This is a genomic window from Methylocaldum gracile, assembly GCF_053646815.1.
Genome location: NZ_CM132196.1, coordinates 2,778,619 through 2,796,948, shown reverse-complemented (window position 1 = coordinate 2,796,948; position 18,330 = coordinate 2,778,619). Strand labels below are relative to the sequence as shown.

At 57.3% G+C, this 18,330-nt stretch carries 16 protein-coding genes; 9 read left to right on the top strand and 7 right to left on the bottom strand.

Features of this window, described 5'->3' with window-relative positions; genetic code table 11:
• Window positions 1-116 precede the first annotated feature (116 nt).
• From gltX to ACWJJK_RS12330, 4 genes are all read left to right on the top strand, one after another.
• Window positions 117-1,517: a glutamate--tRNA ligase gene (gltX, locus tag ACWJJK_RS12345; protein WP_156881690.1), complete on the top strand. Its 1,401-nt coding sequence runs from the start codon at window positions 117-119 to the stop codon at window positions 1,515-1,517.
• Entirely contained in the window at window positions 1,517-2,956 is a 1,440-nt protein-coding gene (gene cysS, locus ACWJJK_RS12340) for a cysteine--tRNA ligase (RefSeq protein WP_086133131.1), read from the top strand. The genes gltX and cysS overlap by 1 nt, the downstream gene beginning before the upstream one ends.
• A 134-nt stretch (window positions 2,957-3,090) precedes the next feature.
• Entirely contained in the window at window positions 3,091-4,239 is a 1,149-nt protein-coding gene (locus tag ACWJJK_RS12335; RefSeq protein ID WP_077729627.1) for a PQQ-dependent sugar dehydrogenase, read from the top strand.
• A 59-nt stretch (window positions 4,240-4,298) separates the two neighbouring features.
• Entirely contained in the window at window positions 4,299-4,874 is a 576-nt protein-coding gene (locus tag ACWJJK_RS12330) for an NUDIX domain-containing protein (RefSeq protein ID WP_077729626.1), read from the top strand.
• Between the two features lie 103 nt (window positions 4,875-4,977).
• Here the strand turns inward: ACWJJK_RS12330 and ACWJJK_RS12325 are convergent, their stop codons facing one another.
• From ACWJJK_RS12325 to ACWJJK_RS12310, 4 genes are all read right to left on the bottom strand, one after another.
• On the bottom strand, window positions 4,978-5,490 hold the full coding sequence (locus ACWJJK_RS12325) for an NUDIX hydrolase (protein WP_086133132.1): 513 nt from the start codon (window positions 5,488-5,490) through the stop codon (window positions 4,978-4,980).
• A gap of 78 nt (window positions 5,491-5,568) precedes the next feature.
• Window positions 5,569-6,993 carry an efflux transporter outer membrane subunit gene (locus ACWJJK_RS12320; RefSeq protein WP_133716222.1) on the bottom strand — a complete coding sequence of 475 codons (1,425 nt, stop codon included), beginning with the start codon at window positions 6,991-6,993 and terminating at the stop codon, window positions 5,569-5,571.
• 104 nt (window positions 6,994-7,097) lie between these two features.
• A complete protein-coding gene (locus ACWJJK_RS12315) occupies window positions 7,098-10,295 on the bottom strand; it encodes a multidrug efflux RND transporter permease subunit (protein WP_133715921.1) in 3,198 nt (1,065 codons plus the stop codon).
• 21 nt (window positions 10,296-10,316) lie between these two features.
• Window positions 10,317-11,498: an efflux RND transporter periplasmic adaptor subunit gene (locus tag ACWJJK_RS12310; protein WP_454128120.1), complete on the bottom strand. Its 1,182-nt coding sequence runs from the start codon at window positions 11,496-11,498 to the stop codon at window positions 10,317-10,319.
• 199 nt (window positions 11,499-11,697) lie between these two features.
• Between ACWJJK_RS12310 and ACWJJK_RS12305 the strand changes: the two genes are divergently transcribed.
• On the top strand, window positions 11,698-12,336 hold the full coding sequence (locus tag ACWJJK_RS12305; RefSeq protein WP_454128119.1) for a TetR/AcrR family transcriptional regulator: 639 nt from the start codon (window positions 11,698-11,700) through the stop codon (window positions 12,334-12,336).
• A gap of 139 nt (window positions 12,337-12,475) precedes the next feature.
• Here the strand turns inward: ACWJJK_RS12305 and ACWJJK_RS12300 are convergent, their stop codons facing one another.
• Complete coding sequence (locus ACWJJK_RS12300) at window positions 12,476-12,712, bottom strand: hypothetical protein (RefSeq protein WP_133715924.1); 237 nt, start codon at window positions 12,710-12,712, stop codon at window positions 12,476-12,478.
• 336 nt (window positions 12,713-13,048) lie between these two features.
• On the opposite strand from ACWJJK_RS12300, the gene ACWJJK_RS12295 reads away from it, so the two are divergent.
• Window positions 13,049-13,423 carry a hypothetical protein gene (locus tag ACWJJK_RS12295; protein ID WP_434112549.1) on the top strand — a complete coding sequence of 125 codons (375 nt, stop codon included), beginning with the start codon at window positions 13,049-13,051 and terminating at the stop codon, window positions 13,421-13,423.
• Window positions 13,424-13,626: 203 nt separating this feature from the next.
• On the opposite strand, the gene ACWJJK_RS12290 is transcribed toward ACWJJK_RS12295, so the two are convergent.
• Together ACWJJK_RS12290 and glpK are read right to left on the bottom strand one after the other, a co-directional pair.
• The gene (locus ACWJJK_RS12290) at window positions 13,627-13,986 is read right to left on the bottom strand and encodes a YMGG-like glycine zipper-containing protein (RefSeq protein ID WP_205780713.1); all 360 of its coding nucleotides are present in this window, start codon (window positions 13,984-13,986) and stop codon (window positions 13,627-13,629) included.
• A 131-nt stretch (window positions 13,987-14,117) separates the two neighbouring features.
• Window positions 14,118-15,614, bottom strand: a complete 1,497-nt coding sequence (gene glpK / locus ACWJJK_RS12285; RefSeq protein WP_077729618.1) for a glycerol kinase GlpK — start codon at window positions 15,612-15,614, stop codon at window positions 14,118-14,120.
• Between the two features lie 312 nt (window positions 15,615-15,926).
• Between glpK and ACWJJK_RS12280 the strand changes: the two genes are divergently transcribed.
• The 3 genes from ACWJJK_RS12280 (at window position 15,927) to ACWJJK_RS12270 (ending at window position 18,330) form a co-directional block, all read left to right on the top strand.
• Window positions 15,927-16,265, top strand: coding sequence for a cupredoxin domain-containing protein (locus ACWJJK_RS12280; RefSeq protein ID WP_077729617.1), 339 nt, complete (start codon window positions 15,927-15,929; stop codon window positions 16,263-16,265).
• A gap of 18 nt (window positions 16,266-16,283) precedes the next feature.
• Window positions 16,284-17,108 (top strand): FTR1 family iron permease, encoded by an 825-nt coding sequence (locus ACWJJK_RS12275; protein WP_077729616.1) that lies wholly within the window; start codon window positions 16,284-16,286, stop codon window positions 17,106-17,108.
• Window positions 17,109-17,193: 85 nt separating this feature from the next.
• Window positions 17,194-18,330, top strand: a complete 1,137-nt coding sequence (locus ACWJJK_RS12270; protein ID WP_077729615.1) for an MlaE family ABC transporter permease — start codon at window positions 17,194-17,196, stop codon at window positions 18,328-18,330.

The following is an 18,330-nucleotide window of genomic DNA, read 5'->3' as shown; positions in this document are numbered from 1 at the left end:
GACCGGCAAGGCGCCGCAGCCGGAGCTTTTGCAGGGTTGCGGCGGGTTCGGCCTTGCTCTAAATTGTCCTATTCGCAAGAATCTTGCCGAATATAATCCCTCAATTTGCGCTCAATATGACATCGACCAAAACCCGCTTCGCTCCCAGCCCGACCGGACTCATGCACCTCGGTAACGCACGCACGGCGCTGTTCAGTGCGTTATTTGGAGATCGTTTTCTGCTTCGCATCGAGGATACCGATAGCGAGCGGAGCCGCAGCGAATTTGTCGATGAACTGATAAGCGATTTGCATTGGATGGGTTTGAATTGGGACGAAGGTCCCGAAACCGCCGAGCCGGATGAACGATACTTTCAATCCTGCCGCGGAGCCATTTATCAGCGGTATTATGAGGAACTGGAACAACAGGGTAGAGCGTATTTCTGCTTCTGTTCGCCGAGGGAACTGGAAATTTCCCGCAAGATTCAGTTGAGCTCCGGGCAGCCGCCGCGTTACACGGGCAAGTGTGCGCACCTGAGCGCGGCGGAGGTGAGTCGCAAATTCGAGGAAGGACTTCAGCCGACCTTGCGCTTCCGAGTACCGAAGAACGAAACGGTGGAATTCGAGGATCTCGTTCGCGGGCCGCAGAAATTCGCGACCGACGATATCGGCGACTTCATCATCCGCCGCGCCGACGGGAGTGCGGCGTTTTTCTTCTGCAACGCGATCGACGATGCGCTGATGGGCGTCACGCACGTGCTCCGGGGCGAAGACCATCTCGCCAATACGCCCCGGCAAATGCTGATTCTTGCGGCGCTCGATCTGCCGATACCCCAATATGCCCATATTTCGCTGATTTTGGGCGACGACGGAGCGCCGCTGTCCAAGCGCAACGGCAGCCGCAGCCTGAATCAATTGCGCGAAGAGGGCTATTTTCCGGCGGCCCTGTTGAACATGCTGGCCCGGCTGGGCCATCACTATGAGAGCGATGAGATTATGGATTTCCAAGCGCTCAAGGCGCGTTTCGATCTGCCGCACCTCGGTAAATCGCCGGCACGGTTCGACGTTGCTCATCTGGATCACTGGCAGCAATTGGCGGTGCGTTCGGCGGACGACGATACGCTCAGGGGATGGCTGCGCAGGGAGACCGGCGCCATCGTGCCCGACGAGCATCTCGCGGCGTTCATCGAGATCGTGCGCAGCAACTGCGTTTTCCCGGAGCAGGCCGACCGCTGGGCGCGCATTCTGTTTACGGATGAATTGCAGCTCGACCCGGAAGCCGCCGAAGCCGCGAAGCAAGCCGGAGAGTCTTATTATCTCTCGGCCATCGATGCGGCTAACGCGGCTCAGGCCGAGTTCGACATATTCATGCGCGAGCTGAAAGCCAAGACTGGAGCGAAGGGCAAGGCCCTCTTCATGCCATTGCGCGCCGCCATGACCGGGCGCCTGGACGGACCGGAGCTCGGAACGATTTATCGCCTGTTGGACCCGCACCGCTTGCATCGCCGCTTGGCCGAATTCACCTACGAGTCCGAATGATGCTAAAGATCCACAATAGCCTGACCGGCCGGAAGGAAGTCTTCACCCCCATCGAACCGGGCAAGGTCCGGCTCTACGCGTGCGGCATGACCGTATACGACTACTGCCATCTGGGGCATGCCCGCGTCATGGTGGTATTCGACATGGTGGTGCGCTATTTGCGGCATCTTGGGTTTAAGGTTACTTATGTCCGGAATATCACGGATATCGACGACAAGATCATTAAGCGGGCCAACGAAAACGGCGAGCCCATTTCGGCGCTGACCGCGAGGTTCATCGATGCGATGCACGAAGACGAGCGGGCGCTGGGCGTGCTTCCGCCCGATATCGAACCGAGGGCGACGCAATCCATAGACGACATGCTGGCCATGATTCAGGCCTTGATCGACCGCGGCTATGCCTATGTCGGCGACAACGGCGATGTCTTCTACGCCGTGTCCAAATTCGAGGGTTACGGCCGTTTGTCGGGCAAGAACATCGAAGATCTCCGCGCCGGCGAGCGGGTGGAGGTCGAGGACGCCAAGCGCGATCCCTTGGATTTCGTTTTGTGGAAAATGGCGAAGCCGGGAGAGCCGGCCTGGGATTCGCCTTGGGGCAGGGGACGTCCCGGCTGGCACATCGAATGCTCCGCCATGTCCACCCGTTGTCTCGGGCATCATTTCGACATCCACGGCGGCGGCATGGATTTGCAGTTCCCGCACCATGAAAACGAAATCGCGCAATCCGAAGGGGCAACCGGCGAAAAGTTCGTGAACCTGTGGATGCACAATGGATTCGTGCGGGTGAACGAGGAGAAAATGTCCAAGTCCCTGGGCAATTTCTTTACGGTACGCGAAGTTCTGGCCCGGTATCGTCCCGAAGTCGTGCGGTTCTTCATTCTCAATAGCCACTACCGCAGTCCGCTCAATTACTCCGATGAAAATCTCGACGATGCCAATGCCGCGCTGACGAGGCTTTATACCGCCTTGCGCGGACTCCGCTGCGATCTGCCGGTTTCCGAGGGAGAGGGCAGGAGCAAGGACTTCATCGCCCGTTTCGAAGAGGCGATGAGCGACGATTTCAATACCCCGGAAGCGATTGCTGTGCTGTTTGATCTGGCGCGTGAGATCAATCGGGGGCGGAATTCGAATGTAGAGGAAGCGGAAACTTTAGCGCGAACCTTAAAGCAACTCGGTGGACTTCTTGGCCTGTTGCAGACAGATCCAGAAGAGTTTTTCAAATCGGGAGTTGGAGCAGTGAGGCTCGGTGTTACCGTTGGCGCTCAGCTCGATGCGATGCTTATTTGGAGTGACGAACGCATCGAGCAAAAAATTCAAGAGCGCTTAGACGCCCGCAAGAACAAAGACTGGGCCACCGCCGACCGCATTCGGAATGAACTCAAGGAGCAGGGCATTGTGCTGGAAGATACGGCTGGCGGTACCACCTGGCGGCGAATTTGACTTGAACCGACTGGCTGCTTGAGGCTATATCCGAAGGAGGGTGTTTCGTCGGTCCGGATATAAGGCGGGGAAAAGCATAATCCATTGAAAGAGACGGACAGGCGGTTTGGATCGGAAATTCCAAGGGAGGAGTCGTGAAACTTGAAGCCGACAAGATGAGGACTATCGGAATTCGCGCAGGATTCCTTTTGGCGATTATTGCCATGGGAATCGTTGCTTTTCGGTCTTCCGGAGGCGCGTATGAGTCCGAAGGGCAACCGTTTTCAGTGGAAGTCATCGCCCAACAGGAAGACGTGGTCTGGGGTTTCGATTTTTTGCCCGACGGACGGATCGTATTCACGGAACGAGACGGACAGCTGCGCATCCTCGATCCGAGTACCAGATCGGTGCAAACCGTTCAGGGGGCGCCGGCCGTGGTTCAGGCCGGACAAGGCGGACTGCTGGACGTGAGGGTTCATCCCGAGTTCGACAAGAACGGCTGGATTTATCTGACCTATTCGGAAAAAGCGACCCACGGAATGACCACGGCCCTAGGCCGCGGCCGGCTGGAAGGAACGGAGCTGAAGGATTACCGGAAGCTTTTCAGTGCCTTCGAGCCGAATGGAAATAACATTCACTTCGGCTCCCGCATCGAGTTCGATGGGGCCGGCAAGCTCTTCATCTCGGTTGGCGATCGCAACGAGCGGCATAATGCGCAAGACTTGCGCTACCACAACGGCAAGATCCTGCGTCTGAACGAGGACGGCAGCGCGCCCGTCGACAATCCGTTCGCGAATAATCCCGACGCCAAGCCGGAGATTTGGAGCTACGGTCACCGCAATCCGCAAGGCCTGGTGAAGCATCCGATTACCGGCGAGTTATGGGAGAGCGAGTTCGGTCCGCGCGGCGGCGACGAAATCAATTTGATCCGTCCGGGAGCGAACTACGGCTGGCCCGTAATCACGTATGGACGCGAGTATTGGGGACCGAAAATCGGCGAAGGCACCGAAAAAGCCGGTATGGAACAGCCTGTGGCGTATTATGTGCCGTCCATTTCCCCGTCCGGAATCGCTTTCTATTTCGGCGACGCCTTCCCGAGATGGAAGGGCAATCTGTTCGTGGCCAATTTGAGCGGTCAGCACCTTCGCCGACTGGTGATAGACGACAACAATAGGATCGTGAAGCAGGAGGAACTGCTGAATGACCTTGGCGTTAACTTTCGCCATGTAAGAACGGGACCGGAAGGGTTTCTTTATTTTTCGACCGACGACGGAAAAATCGCCCGCTTGGTGCCAAATCTCTAATTTAGTCCGCTATTTGTCGCGGAAAGGCAAACTGAGTATCGTTCAATTTCGATGAGACTATGAAACTACAGAGTTCTGAGGATTTGTCATTCGGTGACTTCGACCCAGGCCCCGGACCGTACGACGCCTTTCGGTTTTGTCCCCGGTGCGGCGGTGAGCATTTGAGCGTTCAGGAGCAGCGCGCGATAAGATGCGGCCGCTGCGGGTTCTTGTACTTCTTCAACACGTGCACGGCTGCGGGCGCGTTCGTTTTTCACCAGGATCAGCTCATTCTATGTGTGCGTGCCAAGGACCCGGCGAAAGGCAAGCTGGACCTTCCCGGCGGGTTCATCGAATTCAACGAAACCGTGGAAGATGCGTTACAGCGAGAAATCGGAGAAGAGTTGAACATCCAAACGACCAATTATCGCTATCTCGCCAGCGCGCCGAATGATTACCTATACGGCGGCGTACTTTACAAAGTAACGGATATGTTTTTCCTTTGCGATGCGCCGCAGATCGACACGCTCAGGGCAGCGGACGATGTAGCGGATTATCGGCTGGTATCGCCTGACGAAATCGAGCCCGAAGAATTGGCATTCAACTCGACCAGACTGGCGCTCGTAAAGCTTCGGGCGTGGCTGGATCAGAACTGAAAACTATTAGAGCATTTTCCGGTTTGGTGTAGCGCTAGTAGGTCGGCAATCCTTTGCCGACACCTTCGTCGGCAAAGGATTGCCGACCTACCACTGAAAACCGTTAACCTGCGGTCTCCGGATTGCGGTAGGTTTGCCAGATCAGCCGGAACGACGAAGTCAATTCGATTCCGGAACTGCTGCCCCACGCATCCAGCTCGTTCATGCCGAACCATCGGCACTCGTCTATTTCGCTGGGATCGGGTTGCAGAGCGCCGGAATGAACGACCCGATAAACCTGAATGAATTCCCATCCGGTTTGCGCTGAGGCGGGCAGCTTGAACAAGAATCGAAGAGGCGAGCGGCTCGCGATTCCGAGCTCTTCGCCCAATTCCCGCATCGCGCAGTCATCGTAGCTTTCGCCCCAGTCGACGTGCCCGGCGGCGGACGTGTCCCAGAGTCCGGGATTGATGTCCTTGGTCCGCGAACGCTTTTGCAGAAGTATTTCCTCGAGATCGTTGAAAACCAGGATGTGCACGGCCCGATGCCGCAGTCCGAGCTCATGGACTTCGCCGCGCACACGCGGGCCGACAACGCGATCGTGCTCGTCGACTTCATAAAGTAGTTCGTCGTGCATAGAAAGTCACATGTCGGTTTTGCCGTGAATGCCGCGACGGATTCACGGCGGCAGCGATATGAGATGGACCATGGAACGCTATCGCGCCGAGGCTGGAACCGCCGCGACGGCATTCCGGCCGGACTCGTAAACTTCCCATCCGCCGCCGAGCGCCTTATAGACTGCGATCAGACTGGTTGCAGTGGCGGTCTGGCTTTGGGCCAGCAGTTCCTGATCCAAGAGCAAGCGGCGTTCGGCGTCCAGCACGGTGAGGAAATCCGTAATGCCGTCCTCGAAACGAAGATGCGCGAGCTGATGAGCGCGCTCGCTGGAGGTCGCGGCCGAAGCCAGCAGCCCGCGGCGGGCGCGCTGCCGATTGTAACTCACCAATGCATTTTCGGTTTCCTCGAGCGCCGTGAGTACGGTTTGCTCATAATTTGCGAGGGTGGCATCCGCGCTGGCGTCCGCCGCCCTGATGCGGGCACGGACGCGCCCGAGATCCAGGAACGCCCACGAAATCCGTGGCCCCGCCGAGAAAGCCTCCGTACCGGACGCGCCGAGGCCCGACAGAGTTCGGGATTCCAAGGCGATCGTGCCATTGAAGGTCACTCGTGGAAAAAGATCGGCCGTAGCGACGCCGATCCGGGCGGTAGCCGCGGCCAAATTGCGTTCGGCAACGCGAATATCGGGGCGGCGGCGCATCAGATCGGCCGGCGCCCCGATATGGATCGTTTCCGGAATCTTGGGCATCGGGGCCGGTTCTGACAGGCGCGCGGAGAGCGTGTCAGGAAGCTGGCCGATCAGCACGCCGAGGCGATGGATGTTTTCGCGAATCCGGGTTTGAATCGGCGGAATCGTTGCCAGCGTGGAGTCCAGTTGAGCCTTGGCTCGCGAGGTGTCCAGCTCCGTGCCGCGTCCGGCTTCCAGTCTGGCTTGAGTCAATTCCAAGGTCGCGGCCTGGTTGTCGGCGTTTTTTTGAGCGACGTCCAGTTGATTCTGCAGACCGCGCAACTCGAAGTAGTTAAGCGCTACCTCCGAAATGACGCTGACCAGCAGGTCGCGCAGATCGGCCTCCGCGGCATCCACCTCGGCATCACGCGCCTCGACGCTACGCCGTATCCTGCCGAAGAAGTCCACTTCCCAAAAAGCGTCGAAACCGACATTGAAGAGCTCGAGCTCGCGCGGCGCGAAGGTCCGGCGGTTCATGGCGTCGAAACTTCGCTTTTGCGTCGTGTAATTGGCGTGGCTCGTAATGGTCGGCAAGAGATCCAGCCCGGCTTCCAGGTAAAGGGCGCGCGCAACGCGGAGATTCGCCTCTGCCGCCTTCAGATCACGGTTGTTGCTCACCGCCCGGTCTATCAACTCCGACAGCAGCGGATCGTCGAACTGCTTCCACCAAGCCACTTCGATGCCGTCGCGTTTGAACTCGGGAAGCACGGCGTTGGCGAACTGCGCTCCGGGCGCCGCGTCCGGTTTCGTGTAGTCGGGGCCGACTGCGCAGGCGGAAAGAAGCGCAGCGACCATGATCGGGACGACATTGCGCGCGGACGCGCCCGAAAAACGATCGCGCGTTTCAAATCGCTCGGACTGGACGGAAGAGCAAGGTATAGACATATTTTTTTGCGAAATTAGGGACTGTTATTCGGCGTGGAGTGAGTCTTGGTATCGGTAGGTTCGGGCGATGGCCGCTGACGGCGCTCGACCAGTCTCCGCATGACGACATAGAACACTGGAGTCAGCAACAGACCGAAGAACGTGACTCCCAGCATGCCGCTGAAGACGGCGGTGCCGAGTATCCGCCGTGATTCGGCACCGGCGCCGCTGGAAATGACCAGCGGGAATACGCCGAGAATGAAGGCGAAGGAGGTCATCAAAATGGGCCGAAGGCGGAGGCGCGCGGCTTCGATGGCGGCTTGATAGCGGTCCCTGCCCTTATCTTGAAGATTACGGGCGAACTCGACGATCAGGATCGCATTCTTGCTGGCCAATCCGACCAGAACGATAAAGCCAACCTGAGTGAAGATATTGTTGTCCATGCCGCGGAGCGATACGCCGGCCATAGAGCTCAAGAGGCACATGGGCACGATGAGAATGACGGCGAAGGGCAACGACCAGCTCTCGTACTGCGCAGCCAGGGCAAGAAACACGAAGATCACGCTCAGCGGAAATATGATCATGGCGGTATTGCCCGCGAGAATCTGCTGAAGGCTGAGTTCGGTCCATTCGTAGCCCATGGTGAGCGGGAGCTCTTGATTCACCACCTTTTCCATCAAGGTGATGGCTTGGCCCGAACTGACGCCGGGCAAGGTGCTGCCGTTGATTTCCGCCGACGGATACATGTTGTAGTGCGCCACCTTGTCCGGACCCACCGTTTCGCGAATATCGACCAGGGTACCCAGCGGAACCATATCGCCGTTCCGGTTGCGGGTCTTGAGATTGGCGATATCCGAAGGCCTCAGTCTGAACTGCGAATCGGCCTGCGCCGTGACCTGGTAAGTTCTGCCGAACCGGTTGAAATCGTTGACGTACAGCGAGCCGAGATAAATCTGGAGCGTGTCGAAGACGCTGCCCAAAGGAACATCATACGACTTGGCCTGAGTCCGGTTTACGTCCACGTAGACTTGCGGCACGCTGGACCGGAATGTCGTAAATAAGCCGACCAATCCGGGTTGCTGGTTGCCCTTGGCAACGACTTCGCTCGCGATACGTTGCAATTCGTCCGGGCCGACGTTGGCGCGGTCCTGGATTTGCAGCTTGAAGCCGCCCACCGAACTGAGGCCGCGAACCGGCGGAGGCGAGAACACCGCGATATGAGCGTCCTCTATCCCCGAGAGATTCTGGCGCAGCTTGTTTATGATCGCTTCCGCGGAAAGTTCCGGATGGCCGGCGCGGTCGTCGAACGGGGCGAGACGGGCGAACATGGTGCCGGCGTTGGACTGGCTGGCTCCGGCCAGCACCGAATATCCAGCGTATGCGTTGACATGCGAGATGCCCTCGGTTTTCAGGATGATGTCCGTGGCGCGCTTGATCACCGCGTCGGTACGTTCCAGCGAGGCGGCATCGGGGAGCTGTGCGTACAGAATGAGATAGCCTTGATCCTGTTGAGGGATGAACCCGGTCGGCACCTTGGAGAAAGCCAGAAAATTGAGTCCGTTGAGCACGACATAGAGCACCAGAACCACACTTGTGATGCGGATCAGTCGGCCGACCAGACGTGAATAGCCCTCGCTGAAGGCACCGAAAATCCGGTTGAAGCCGCGGAAAAACCAGCCGAAGAGCCGGTCGAACAGGCGCGTGAACCAATCTTTGTCACCGTGGGCCCGGTCCAGAAGCAGGGCGCAGAGAGCCGGACTCAAGGTGAGCGAGTTGAATGTGGAAATGACCGTGGACACCGAAATGGTCAGGGCGAACTGCTTGTAGAAAGCCCCGGACACGCCGGTAATGAAGGCCGTCGGCACGAACACCGCAACCAACACCAATGAGGTTGCGATGATGGGACCGACGACTTCTTCCATGGCGCGCCGGGTCGCTTCCCGTGCCCTGAGGCCGAGCGCGATGTTCCGTTCGACGTTCTCGACCACCACGATGGCGTCGTCTACCACGATGCCGATGGCGAGAACCAGTCCGAACAAAGAAAGCGTGTTCAGCGAGAGTCCCATGGCCGCCATGACCGCGAAGGTGCCGATGAGCGACACCGGTACCGCCAGGAGCGGGATGATGGTGGCCCGCCAATTCTGTAGGAATATCAGTACGACGACGACGACCAGCAGAATGGCTTCGAAGAGGGTCTCTACGACGGCAGCGATGGATTGGGTGACGAACACCACGGTGTCATAGACGAGCAGGTAATCGAGCCCCTCCGGAAAGCGCTGCTTGAGCTTCTCCATGGCTTCCACTACCGCTTTCTTGGTCTCGATCGCGTTGGATCCCGGCAGTTGGAAAATAGCCACGCCTACCGTTGCTTTCCCGTCGAGGTTGAGCGACGAACTGTAATCTTTAGCCCCCAGTTCGATCCGTGCCACGTCCTTGAGTCGTGTCACCTGGCCGTCTTTTCCGGTCTTGATGATGATGTCGCCGAACTGGCTTTCGTCCGTCAGCCGGCCCATGGTGGTAACGGTAAGCTGAAATTCGATTCCTCCCGGCGTAGGCGGTTGCCCGACGACACCGGCTGCCACTTGGATGTTCTGCTCGCGTATAGCCTGTACCACGTCGGTGGACGTCAGATTGCGGGCGGCTACCTTTTCCGGGTCCAGCCAAATCCGCATGCTGTATTCGCGGCCGCCGAACAGCACGATGTCGCCTACGCCGGGCAGGCGAGCCAGCACATCCCGGATTTGCAGCAGCGCGTAATTGCTGAGATACACGCTGTCGTAGCGCCCGTCGGGGGAAATCAGGTTCACCACCAGGCTCAAGTCCGGACTGCGTTTGCGCACGGTGATGCCTTGCCGGCGCACTTCTTCCGGCAGCCTCGGCTCGGCCAAAGCCACCCGGTTCTGGACCAGCACCTGCGATTTGTCGAGATCGGTGCCCGGTTTGAACGTGATGGTCAACTGCATCACGCCGTCGTTGGTGGACTGGGACGACATGTACAGCATGTCCTCGACGCCGTTGACCTCCTGTTCGATGGGAGTCGCCACCGTTTCGGCCAGCACTTTCGCATTGGCGCCCGGATAGGTCGCGCGCACGACGACGTTGGGCGGTGCGATCTCGGGGTATTGGGCGATGGGCAGCGCAAGCGACGCCAGCCCTCCGACGAGAACGATGAGAATCGAAAGAACCGACGCGAAGATAGGGCGGTCGATGAAAAAGTGAGTAAATCTCGTCATGGCCGGACGCCGTGTCTCCGATTAAGTACCGTCGGTCTCTGAAAGCGTGACTCGCTCCGCCTCAATTTTGGTGCCGGGACGTATTTTTTGAATGCCTTCGATGATTACCCACTCGCCAGGCTGTAAACCTTCCGATATCACCCGCATCTGGCCGGCGGCAGTGCCCGGTACGATCCGACGGTATTCGGTCGAGCCATCGTCTTTCGCGATCCAGACGAACTTCTGGCCTTGATCGGTGCCGATGGCTCTGTCGGGAACCAGAAGGCCTTGATAAGGTGGGCTTCCGGGCACGCGAAGCCGAGCGAAGAATCCGGGGCTCAGGAGTTCATTGGGATTGCTGAAAACGCCTCTGGCGCGCAAGGTTCCGGTGCTCGGATCCATGCGCGGCTCGATGTAATCGATGTAACCCTGATGAGGAAATTCGGACTCGTCGAGCAGGGCCAATTTCGCTGGAATTCGAGTTTCGCGAGCGCTCGTCCGCTTCCCGGCTTCGGCCAAGCGCCTGTATTTAAGAACCGCCCGTTCGTCTGCGTCGACATAAACGTAAACCGGATCGATGGATACAATGATCGTCAGCAAAGTCCCGCCGCCGCCGCCGCCGCTGACCAAGTTGCCCGGGGTGACAAGCTCGCGTGCGATTCGTCCGCTGATAGGCGCTCGCACTTCGGTGAATTCCAGGTTCAACCTGGCTGTCTGAGCAGCCGCCTCGGCCGCACGAACGGCGGCGATGGCTTCACGTTGGCCCTTGCTGCGGGCGTCGTATTCCTCTTCTGAGATGGCCTTGGCCCGCCTTAGATGCTCCGCCCGCTGCAAGTCGTTCTTGGCCAGTTCGAGCCGAGCCTTGGCCCGTTCGAGTTCTCCCTCCGTCCGGTTCAGCTCGGCCCGATAAGGTCGCGGATCGATGACAAACAATAAATCGCCCTTTTTTACCTTGTCGCCGGCCTTGAAGTTCACTTTGTCCAGATAGCCGTCGACTCTCGCACGGACTTCCACGGTTTCCATCGCTTCTATGCGCCCGGTGTACTCGTCCCATTCCAAGACTTCCTTTTGTAGCGGTTGGGCGATTTTGACTTTCACCGGCGGCATTTGGCTCTCGGCTGCTTGGTTTTCGGAGCGTTTGCTACAGCCGAAGAGCTGTACGATCAGCGCTACGCAAAGGAGGAGCCACAGCGCGATGCGGCGAAAAGTAGTGTCGGGAGGCATCAGGAATCGAGATCTGTAAGATCGGTGTGACGAACGGCATGCTCTAGCGGCTGCAAACGAAACTAGCATAAGTTTGGAGTATTAAGAGGGAGCAATCGGGAGTAGCGACACGGCACGAAAAGAAAGGGTAAGATATCGTTTCATTATTCTCGCTAAACTGGACGACTGTGTCCATCTATTAAAGTGAAAAGTAACGATAATGAATCGAATAGGCCGACCAAGGAAGGGTGAATCTGCCATCCGCCGCGATCAACTTCTGGATCATGCACTTCGACTATTTGTAGAGCGAGGCTACGGCAATGTAAGCCTGGAAACTATCGCCCGCGAGGCTCGCGTGTCTCTCCGCACCATTTATCGATATTTTGGCGGTAAGGCAGATTTATTCGGGGCGGTCATTCGCCACTATAGCGATCTGTTGGTGGCGACGTTGCCGTTAGACCAAGCCTTGGCCAAACCGTTGGAGGAAACACTGATCGTGTTCGGAAAGCATTTTCTTTTTCGGCTTTCCCGTCCGGAAATCATTCGCTTGCGTGCGCAATTGATCGCCGAGGCGCATCAGTTTCCGGAGCTTGCGGCGGAATTTTATGAGCAGGGACCGCAGCGGACGCTGGATCGGCTCGCGAAGTTTTTCGGCATGCATCAGCAAGCAGGTCATGTGGTCGCCATGGATCCGGCATTTTTAGCCGGACAGTTTGTCAACGCACTCCGCGGCGAGCGCTTTCAGCGACAACAACTAGGCTTGGAGAGCGCTCCTACCGAAGATGAGGTCGAGCATTGGACAGAGCAAGTGGTGAAATTATTCCTGCGGGGCTGTTTAAACAGAACGGACGCAGGTTGATCGGCCGAGACAATGCGGTACAGCTCCGCTTATCGAGCTGGGGGCGCTTTTCATACTGTTCATTGCTTGGTGAATGGAGCAAAAAATAAAGCTGCCTTTTCAAGCAGCTTAGAGAGGAGGTAGGTAATGGGATTCGATGTCAAAAATAGGCGCGATAATGGTCGGTTTTGAAGTTCGTCTTGCCATATTCCGCCAGCGCGTACACTTTAAGAAGCTTCATCGCATTTCGTTCGCCGTACCATTGCCCGGTCATCGGGTCTTGCCATTCGATTCGATAACTTTCGCTGCCGGATTGCCTTCGCCGTTTCCAGCCGCACCCCCAGAGCATGAAGACGGTTAGAAAGCGTTCCAGAAAAACTCTTAGCGATGTTTTCATGAGTGTCCCTCACTGCAACGATGGTGAAGCCAACTTCTGACTGGTCACGGTCACTCCGCGTTTTGGAAATGCCTTTGCCAGTAGAAAATCACGCTTATTCATCTTTAAGCAGAACTCATGCCATTGATCGGGGGCGTTAATTCACTCGAAAATCCATCAAAACGATGGTCGAAATTTCGATTTCTTTCCCGAGAGGTGCAAATCGAAAAGACATTGCACCAAGATGTGGCTTTTTCAGCGGTTTGAGGCGATTCTAATGTTGCGGTCCCGCCGTTTCGGGAAACGCGTTGACATGGCAACAGCAGGATTAAAGAATTTGGGATACTTTAATGAGCCATGCTAGATCAGTTTGTTGTGATAAGAGGTCAGCTTGACGGCACAGGGGTGAGCATCGTGAGAAATGCAATTATCTTCGGCGGATTTTTGTTGGCGGTTTCTTCGGTAGGTTGGGCTGGCGACGACCCACGGTATCCGGCCTATGATTTCGAGCCGAAAGTGATCATTTCGGCGCCCGAAGGAGCAACGGGTGATTCATCGAAAGCAGAAAGTCCGGAGCCGGATTCGAGATACCCAGCCGCTTACTTCGAACCGAAAGTGATCATACCGGCATCCGAAGAGGCGGCAAAAAAAGTTCCGGAGGAGAGCCCGCAACCGGATCCTCGATATCCAGCCTATCACTTTGAGCCGAAAGTCATTTATCAGGAGAAATAGGCGACCGATAAAAGACCGAGACTCGGCGATTGCCGTTTAAGCGGCGAGCGGCCGCGCCAGTCGTCGGCCAAGCCGGTCGCCGCTCCAGGATGCCCCGGTCTCGGTAGACCGGGCGCTATCCATGCAAGCAGAGAAGGCGGAGCGATCATAAACTTTTCGTGGGCGTAGTTTTTTGCCGCTTCGGCAGTGATTATCGCTGCGGCTCAGTACGGGTACGGATAAGTGCGGGGCTGCTGTTCGCCATACGGAGAGGGGCGGTACCCATCGTTGTAACTGCTGTAACCGGGCTGACGGTTGTAGTAAGACTCGCGTTTTTTCTTCTGGTCCATGTAATAGCCAGCTGCTCCGCCGACGACGGCCCCGACCGCGCCGCCCACGAGCGCACCTCGTCCGCCATCGTCGGCGGCATGTCCTAGCAATGCGCCGCCGGCAGCACCGATTGCGGCACCGGTGACCGTATTGCGATACGCATAATCGCCATGGTTGTGATATCCGGTAGACGCACAGCCCGTTAGCGCAATCGTAAAGGCCAGCACCATTAACCTATTTCTTAGCTTGTTCACGGCATTCGCTCCTTTTCTGAGAAGGCGCGATTAGTATTGTTCCGGTTTCCTGAACGGAGGCTGAACACCGCAGCTCCGTCGAGAAAGACCAGGACTGCCGAGGCGGAAGCCCGCAATGAAAATGTTTTCGTTCAGTCGAGCCAACCGAAGGTTCGTTCGACCGCCTTGCTCCAGCCGGCATAGAGCCGCTCCCGAGTCTCGGCCGTCATTCGCGGTTGCCATTCCTTGTCTTTTCGCCATAAGTCGCGCAGTTCCTTGATGTCGGTCCAAAAGCCAACAGCGAGACCGGCTGCGTACGCTGCTCCGAGTGCCGTCGTTTCGGTCACGATGGGGCGAATAACCGGAGTGCCGAGTATGTCGGATTGGAATTGCATGAGGGTCTCGTTGACGACCATGCCGCCGTCCGCTTTGAGAGCATCCAGATTCAGGCCCGTCTCCTGCCGCATCGCGTCAACGATGTCGCGGGTCTGATAGGCCGTGGCCTCCAGTGCGGCTCGGGCAAAGTGGCCCTTGTTCACGTAGCGGGTCAGCCCGATTACGATTCCCCGTGCGTCGCTGCGCCAGTAGGGCGCGAATAGGCCGGAGAAAGCCGGGACGATATAGATGCCGCCGTTGTCCTCGACGGTATTGGCCAGCGACTCGACTTCCGCGGAGGTCCGAATGAGCTCCAGATTATCCCTGAGCCACTGCACGAGAGCTCCCGTGACCGCTATCGAGCCTTCAAGCGCGAAGATTGGAGCTGCGCCGCCGAGTTGGTACGCTACTGTCGTGATGAGCCCATGGCGGGATTGCACCGGCTTAAGGCCGGTGTTCAGAAGCATGAAGCATCCGGTTCCATAGGTGTTTTTTGCTTCCCCCTCGGCGAAACAGGTTTGCCCGAATAAGGCGGCTTGTTGATCGCCTAAAATACCCGCGACCGGAACGCCGGCGAGTGCCCCTTGGGCGACGCCGTAAATTTCGGATGAAGAACGGATCGTCGGCAGGATGGAAGCGGGTATATTCATGGCGGCGAGCAGTTCTTCGTCCCATGCCAGGGTTTCAAGATTCATCAACAGCGTGCGCGAGGCGTTGCTTACGTCGGTGACATGTGCGCCGCCCTCCTTACCGCCGGTTAGGCTCCAAACCAGCCAGCTGTCGATCGTGCCGCACAGCAACTCGCCGCGTTCGGCCTGAATCCTGGCCTCTTCTACGTTATCCAACAGCCATTGAAGTTTGGGCCCCGAAAAATAGGTGGCGATCGGCAGTCCGGTTCTTGCGCGAAATCTATCCTGTCCGCCTTCGATGGCAAGCCGCTCGCAAATTTCGGCGCTGCGCGTATCTTGCCAAACGATGGCGGGATATACCGGTTTCCCGGTGATTTTATCCCAGACGACAAGCGTTTCGCGCTGATTAGTCACTCCGAGAGCTACGATTTCATCGGCTTCGACTTCCGCTTTTCGCAAGGCCTCTACGACCACCGCTTGGGCGTTTCGCCAGATTTCCAGCGGATCGTGTTCAACCCAGCCGGGCCTAGGGTAGAACTGCCGGTGCTCGGCTTGAGCCATCGCTCCCGCACGTCCGGTGTGATCGAAGAGAATGCACCGAGTACTGCTGGTGCCTTGATCGATGACGGCGATATAACGGGGCATGGTGTGACTTCAAAAATAGTTGGCTTCCGGGATGCGTGCCTGATGCCACATCCCGTGATTGCCTACCTATCACGGCCTCATCATGCGGGCAAGTAAAATTTGAAGGATGCCGAACGGAAATCCGCGAGTAAAAGAGGCCGATCGAAAGAAACGCTATCGACGCTTCGGTCATTTTTCCAATCCAAACCGGCCCATAAAGTCAGCCTACCCGGTTTGCCTAATCAATTGATAAGGATTATCATTTAGCTTTCTGAAAAACCGTAGCAATCGCGCGGTTGACTTACTTCTTCGAACTTGAGAGGACCGAACATCATGCAGAACAGGACTTACTCGGGCCGGTTTGTCGTTTTAAGCGCACTTTTGATGGTTTGCGGCTCGGTTTCGGCGGCTGAGACCTATACGCTGATCATTAAGGAGCATCGTTTCGAACCGGCAGAGCTCGAGGTGCCTGCAGGCCAGAAGATCAAACTGGTCGTGAAAAATGAAGACCCGACGCCGGAGGAATTCGAGAGTCGATCCTTGAAGAGGGAAAAGATCATTCCAGGCAAGAGTCAGGTCACCGTATCGATCGGTCCACTTGATCCGGGTACGTATGATTTTTTTGGCGAATTTCATGAGGAATCCGCCAAAGGGCACATCGTTGCAAAATAAAGCGGTATTGGTCAGAACATGTTAGCCACTGCACTCATCGTATTCCGAGAGGTCATCGAGGCCGCATTGGTGATCAGTATCGTCATGGCGGCCAGCCGCGGCGTTGCCGCTCGCAGTTGGTGGATATGGAGCGGCGTCGGAGGCGGGCTTATAGGCGCCTGCGTGGTTGCGGGTTTTGCCGATACCCTCGCGGAAGCGGCATCGGGTGTCGGGCAGGATCTTTTCAACGCGGCCGTGTTGTTTACCGCGGTCGCGATGCTCGGTTGGCACAATATCTGGATGCAGCGTCACGGGCGAGAGCTCGCCCAGGCGATGAGCCAGGTCGGAAAAGCCGTGCTGTCGGGCGACCGGCCGCTCTATGCTCTGGCAGTCGTAGTGGGGCTCGCGGTGCTACGGGAAGGCTCGGAGGTCGTTCTCTTTTTATATGGGATCGCGTCAGCAGACGGAAGCCATACGGGATCGATGCTGACGGGCGGAGTCGTCGGCATTTCGCTCGGCACAGCCGTGGGCTTGGCGATGTATTATGGTTTGCTTCGTATTCCTACGCGTTATCTATTCAAGGTTACCAGTTGGCTTATTTTATTTTTGGCCGCCGGCCTGGCTTCTCAGGGAGCGGCCTATCTGGTGCAGGCCGATCTGCTTCCGCCTTTGGGTCACGAGGTGTGGAATACCTCCAATTGGTTGTCCGAAGACAGTTTGATCGGTCAAGTCTTGCATACTCTGTTGGGTTACGTGTCCCGTCCGGACGGCGTGCAAATCCTGTTTTATCTCGCGACGCTCGCCACTATCGCAAGTTTGATGCGGGTATTCGGCGACAGACCGGCACGGCCGGCCGGACACTGACGAGCGTCTCCGAGACCAAACCCGCAGCGATGTCGATTAGGCTGCGGCCTTGTGCGTAGGCACTAAAGGCGATTGAATACCCGGCATGGTAAAGCAGTCGCCCGGTGAGTCATTCACGCCGTCTATCGAAAAAAGGACAGTATCCGGCCGTTATATTCTCGTGCTGAAGGGGGGCTGGAATTTGCGCGGCCTGTCGGCGGAGGGGGCGCGTCTTCGCGAACAGCTTCAGGTCTATGCCCGCGATGAAGCAAGCGAGTGGGACATCCGCGAAGTTGCCGCCTTGGACAGTGCGGGGGCATTTTTGCTTTGGCGAGCCTGGGGTGGGCAGTTGCCAGGCAAGGTCTATTTGCGCCCCGAGCAGGAGTCTACGTTCATCCGGTTGCAGAACTGGTCTGCAACCTCCTTCGGGCCGATAGTCCGGCATGCGAAACCGGTCGGCGAGCGCGTTCGAAGCTTCTTTTCCGTTGGAACCGAACATTTAAGGGCGCTTGTCTCGATACTCGGACAATTGATCTTGGATGTGGGGCATGTGCTGCGCCATCCTCGGGACGTGCCGTGGCGGGAAATCTCGGCGGCGATTCATGAGACCGGGGGACGTGCGTTGGGCATTACCGCTTTGGTCGGGTTTCTCATCGGAATCGTGGTTAGCTACCTCTCGTCCCTGCAATTACAAACCTTCGGCGCTCAAATCTACATCGTCAACATACTCGGGCTGAGCATTATCCGAGAACTCGGTCCACTGCTTGCGGCCATTCTCGTGGCGGGACGCTCGGGATCGGCCATGACCGCGCGTATCGGTGTGATGCGAGTCACTCAGGAATTGGATGCGCTCGAAGCGCTAGGTATTTCCCGTTCGCTACGCCTTATTTTTCCAAAAGTCGTCGCCCTGATGGTTGCCTTGCCGCTCCTGGTCGTTTGGACCGATGCGATCGCATTGATCGGCGGAGCGATCGCCGCGCATTTCGAACTGGGAGTTGGTTATTATCAATTCTTCATGAAATTACCTGATGCGGTACCGGCGGCCAATTTCACGATCGGGTTCGGCAAGGGAGCGGTGTTCGGGCTGTTCATCGCACTCTTGGCTTGTCATTTCGGCTTACGCATAGAACCGAACACCGAGAGTTTGGGCAATGAAACCACCCGCTCGGTGGTCGCATCAATTACTCTAGTAATCTTGATAGACGCTGTTTTCGCAATCCTGTTCCGCGGGGTAGGGCTGTAA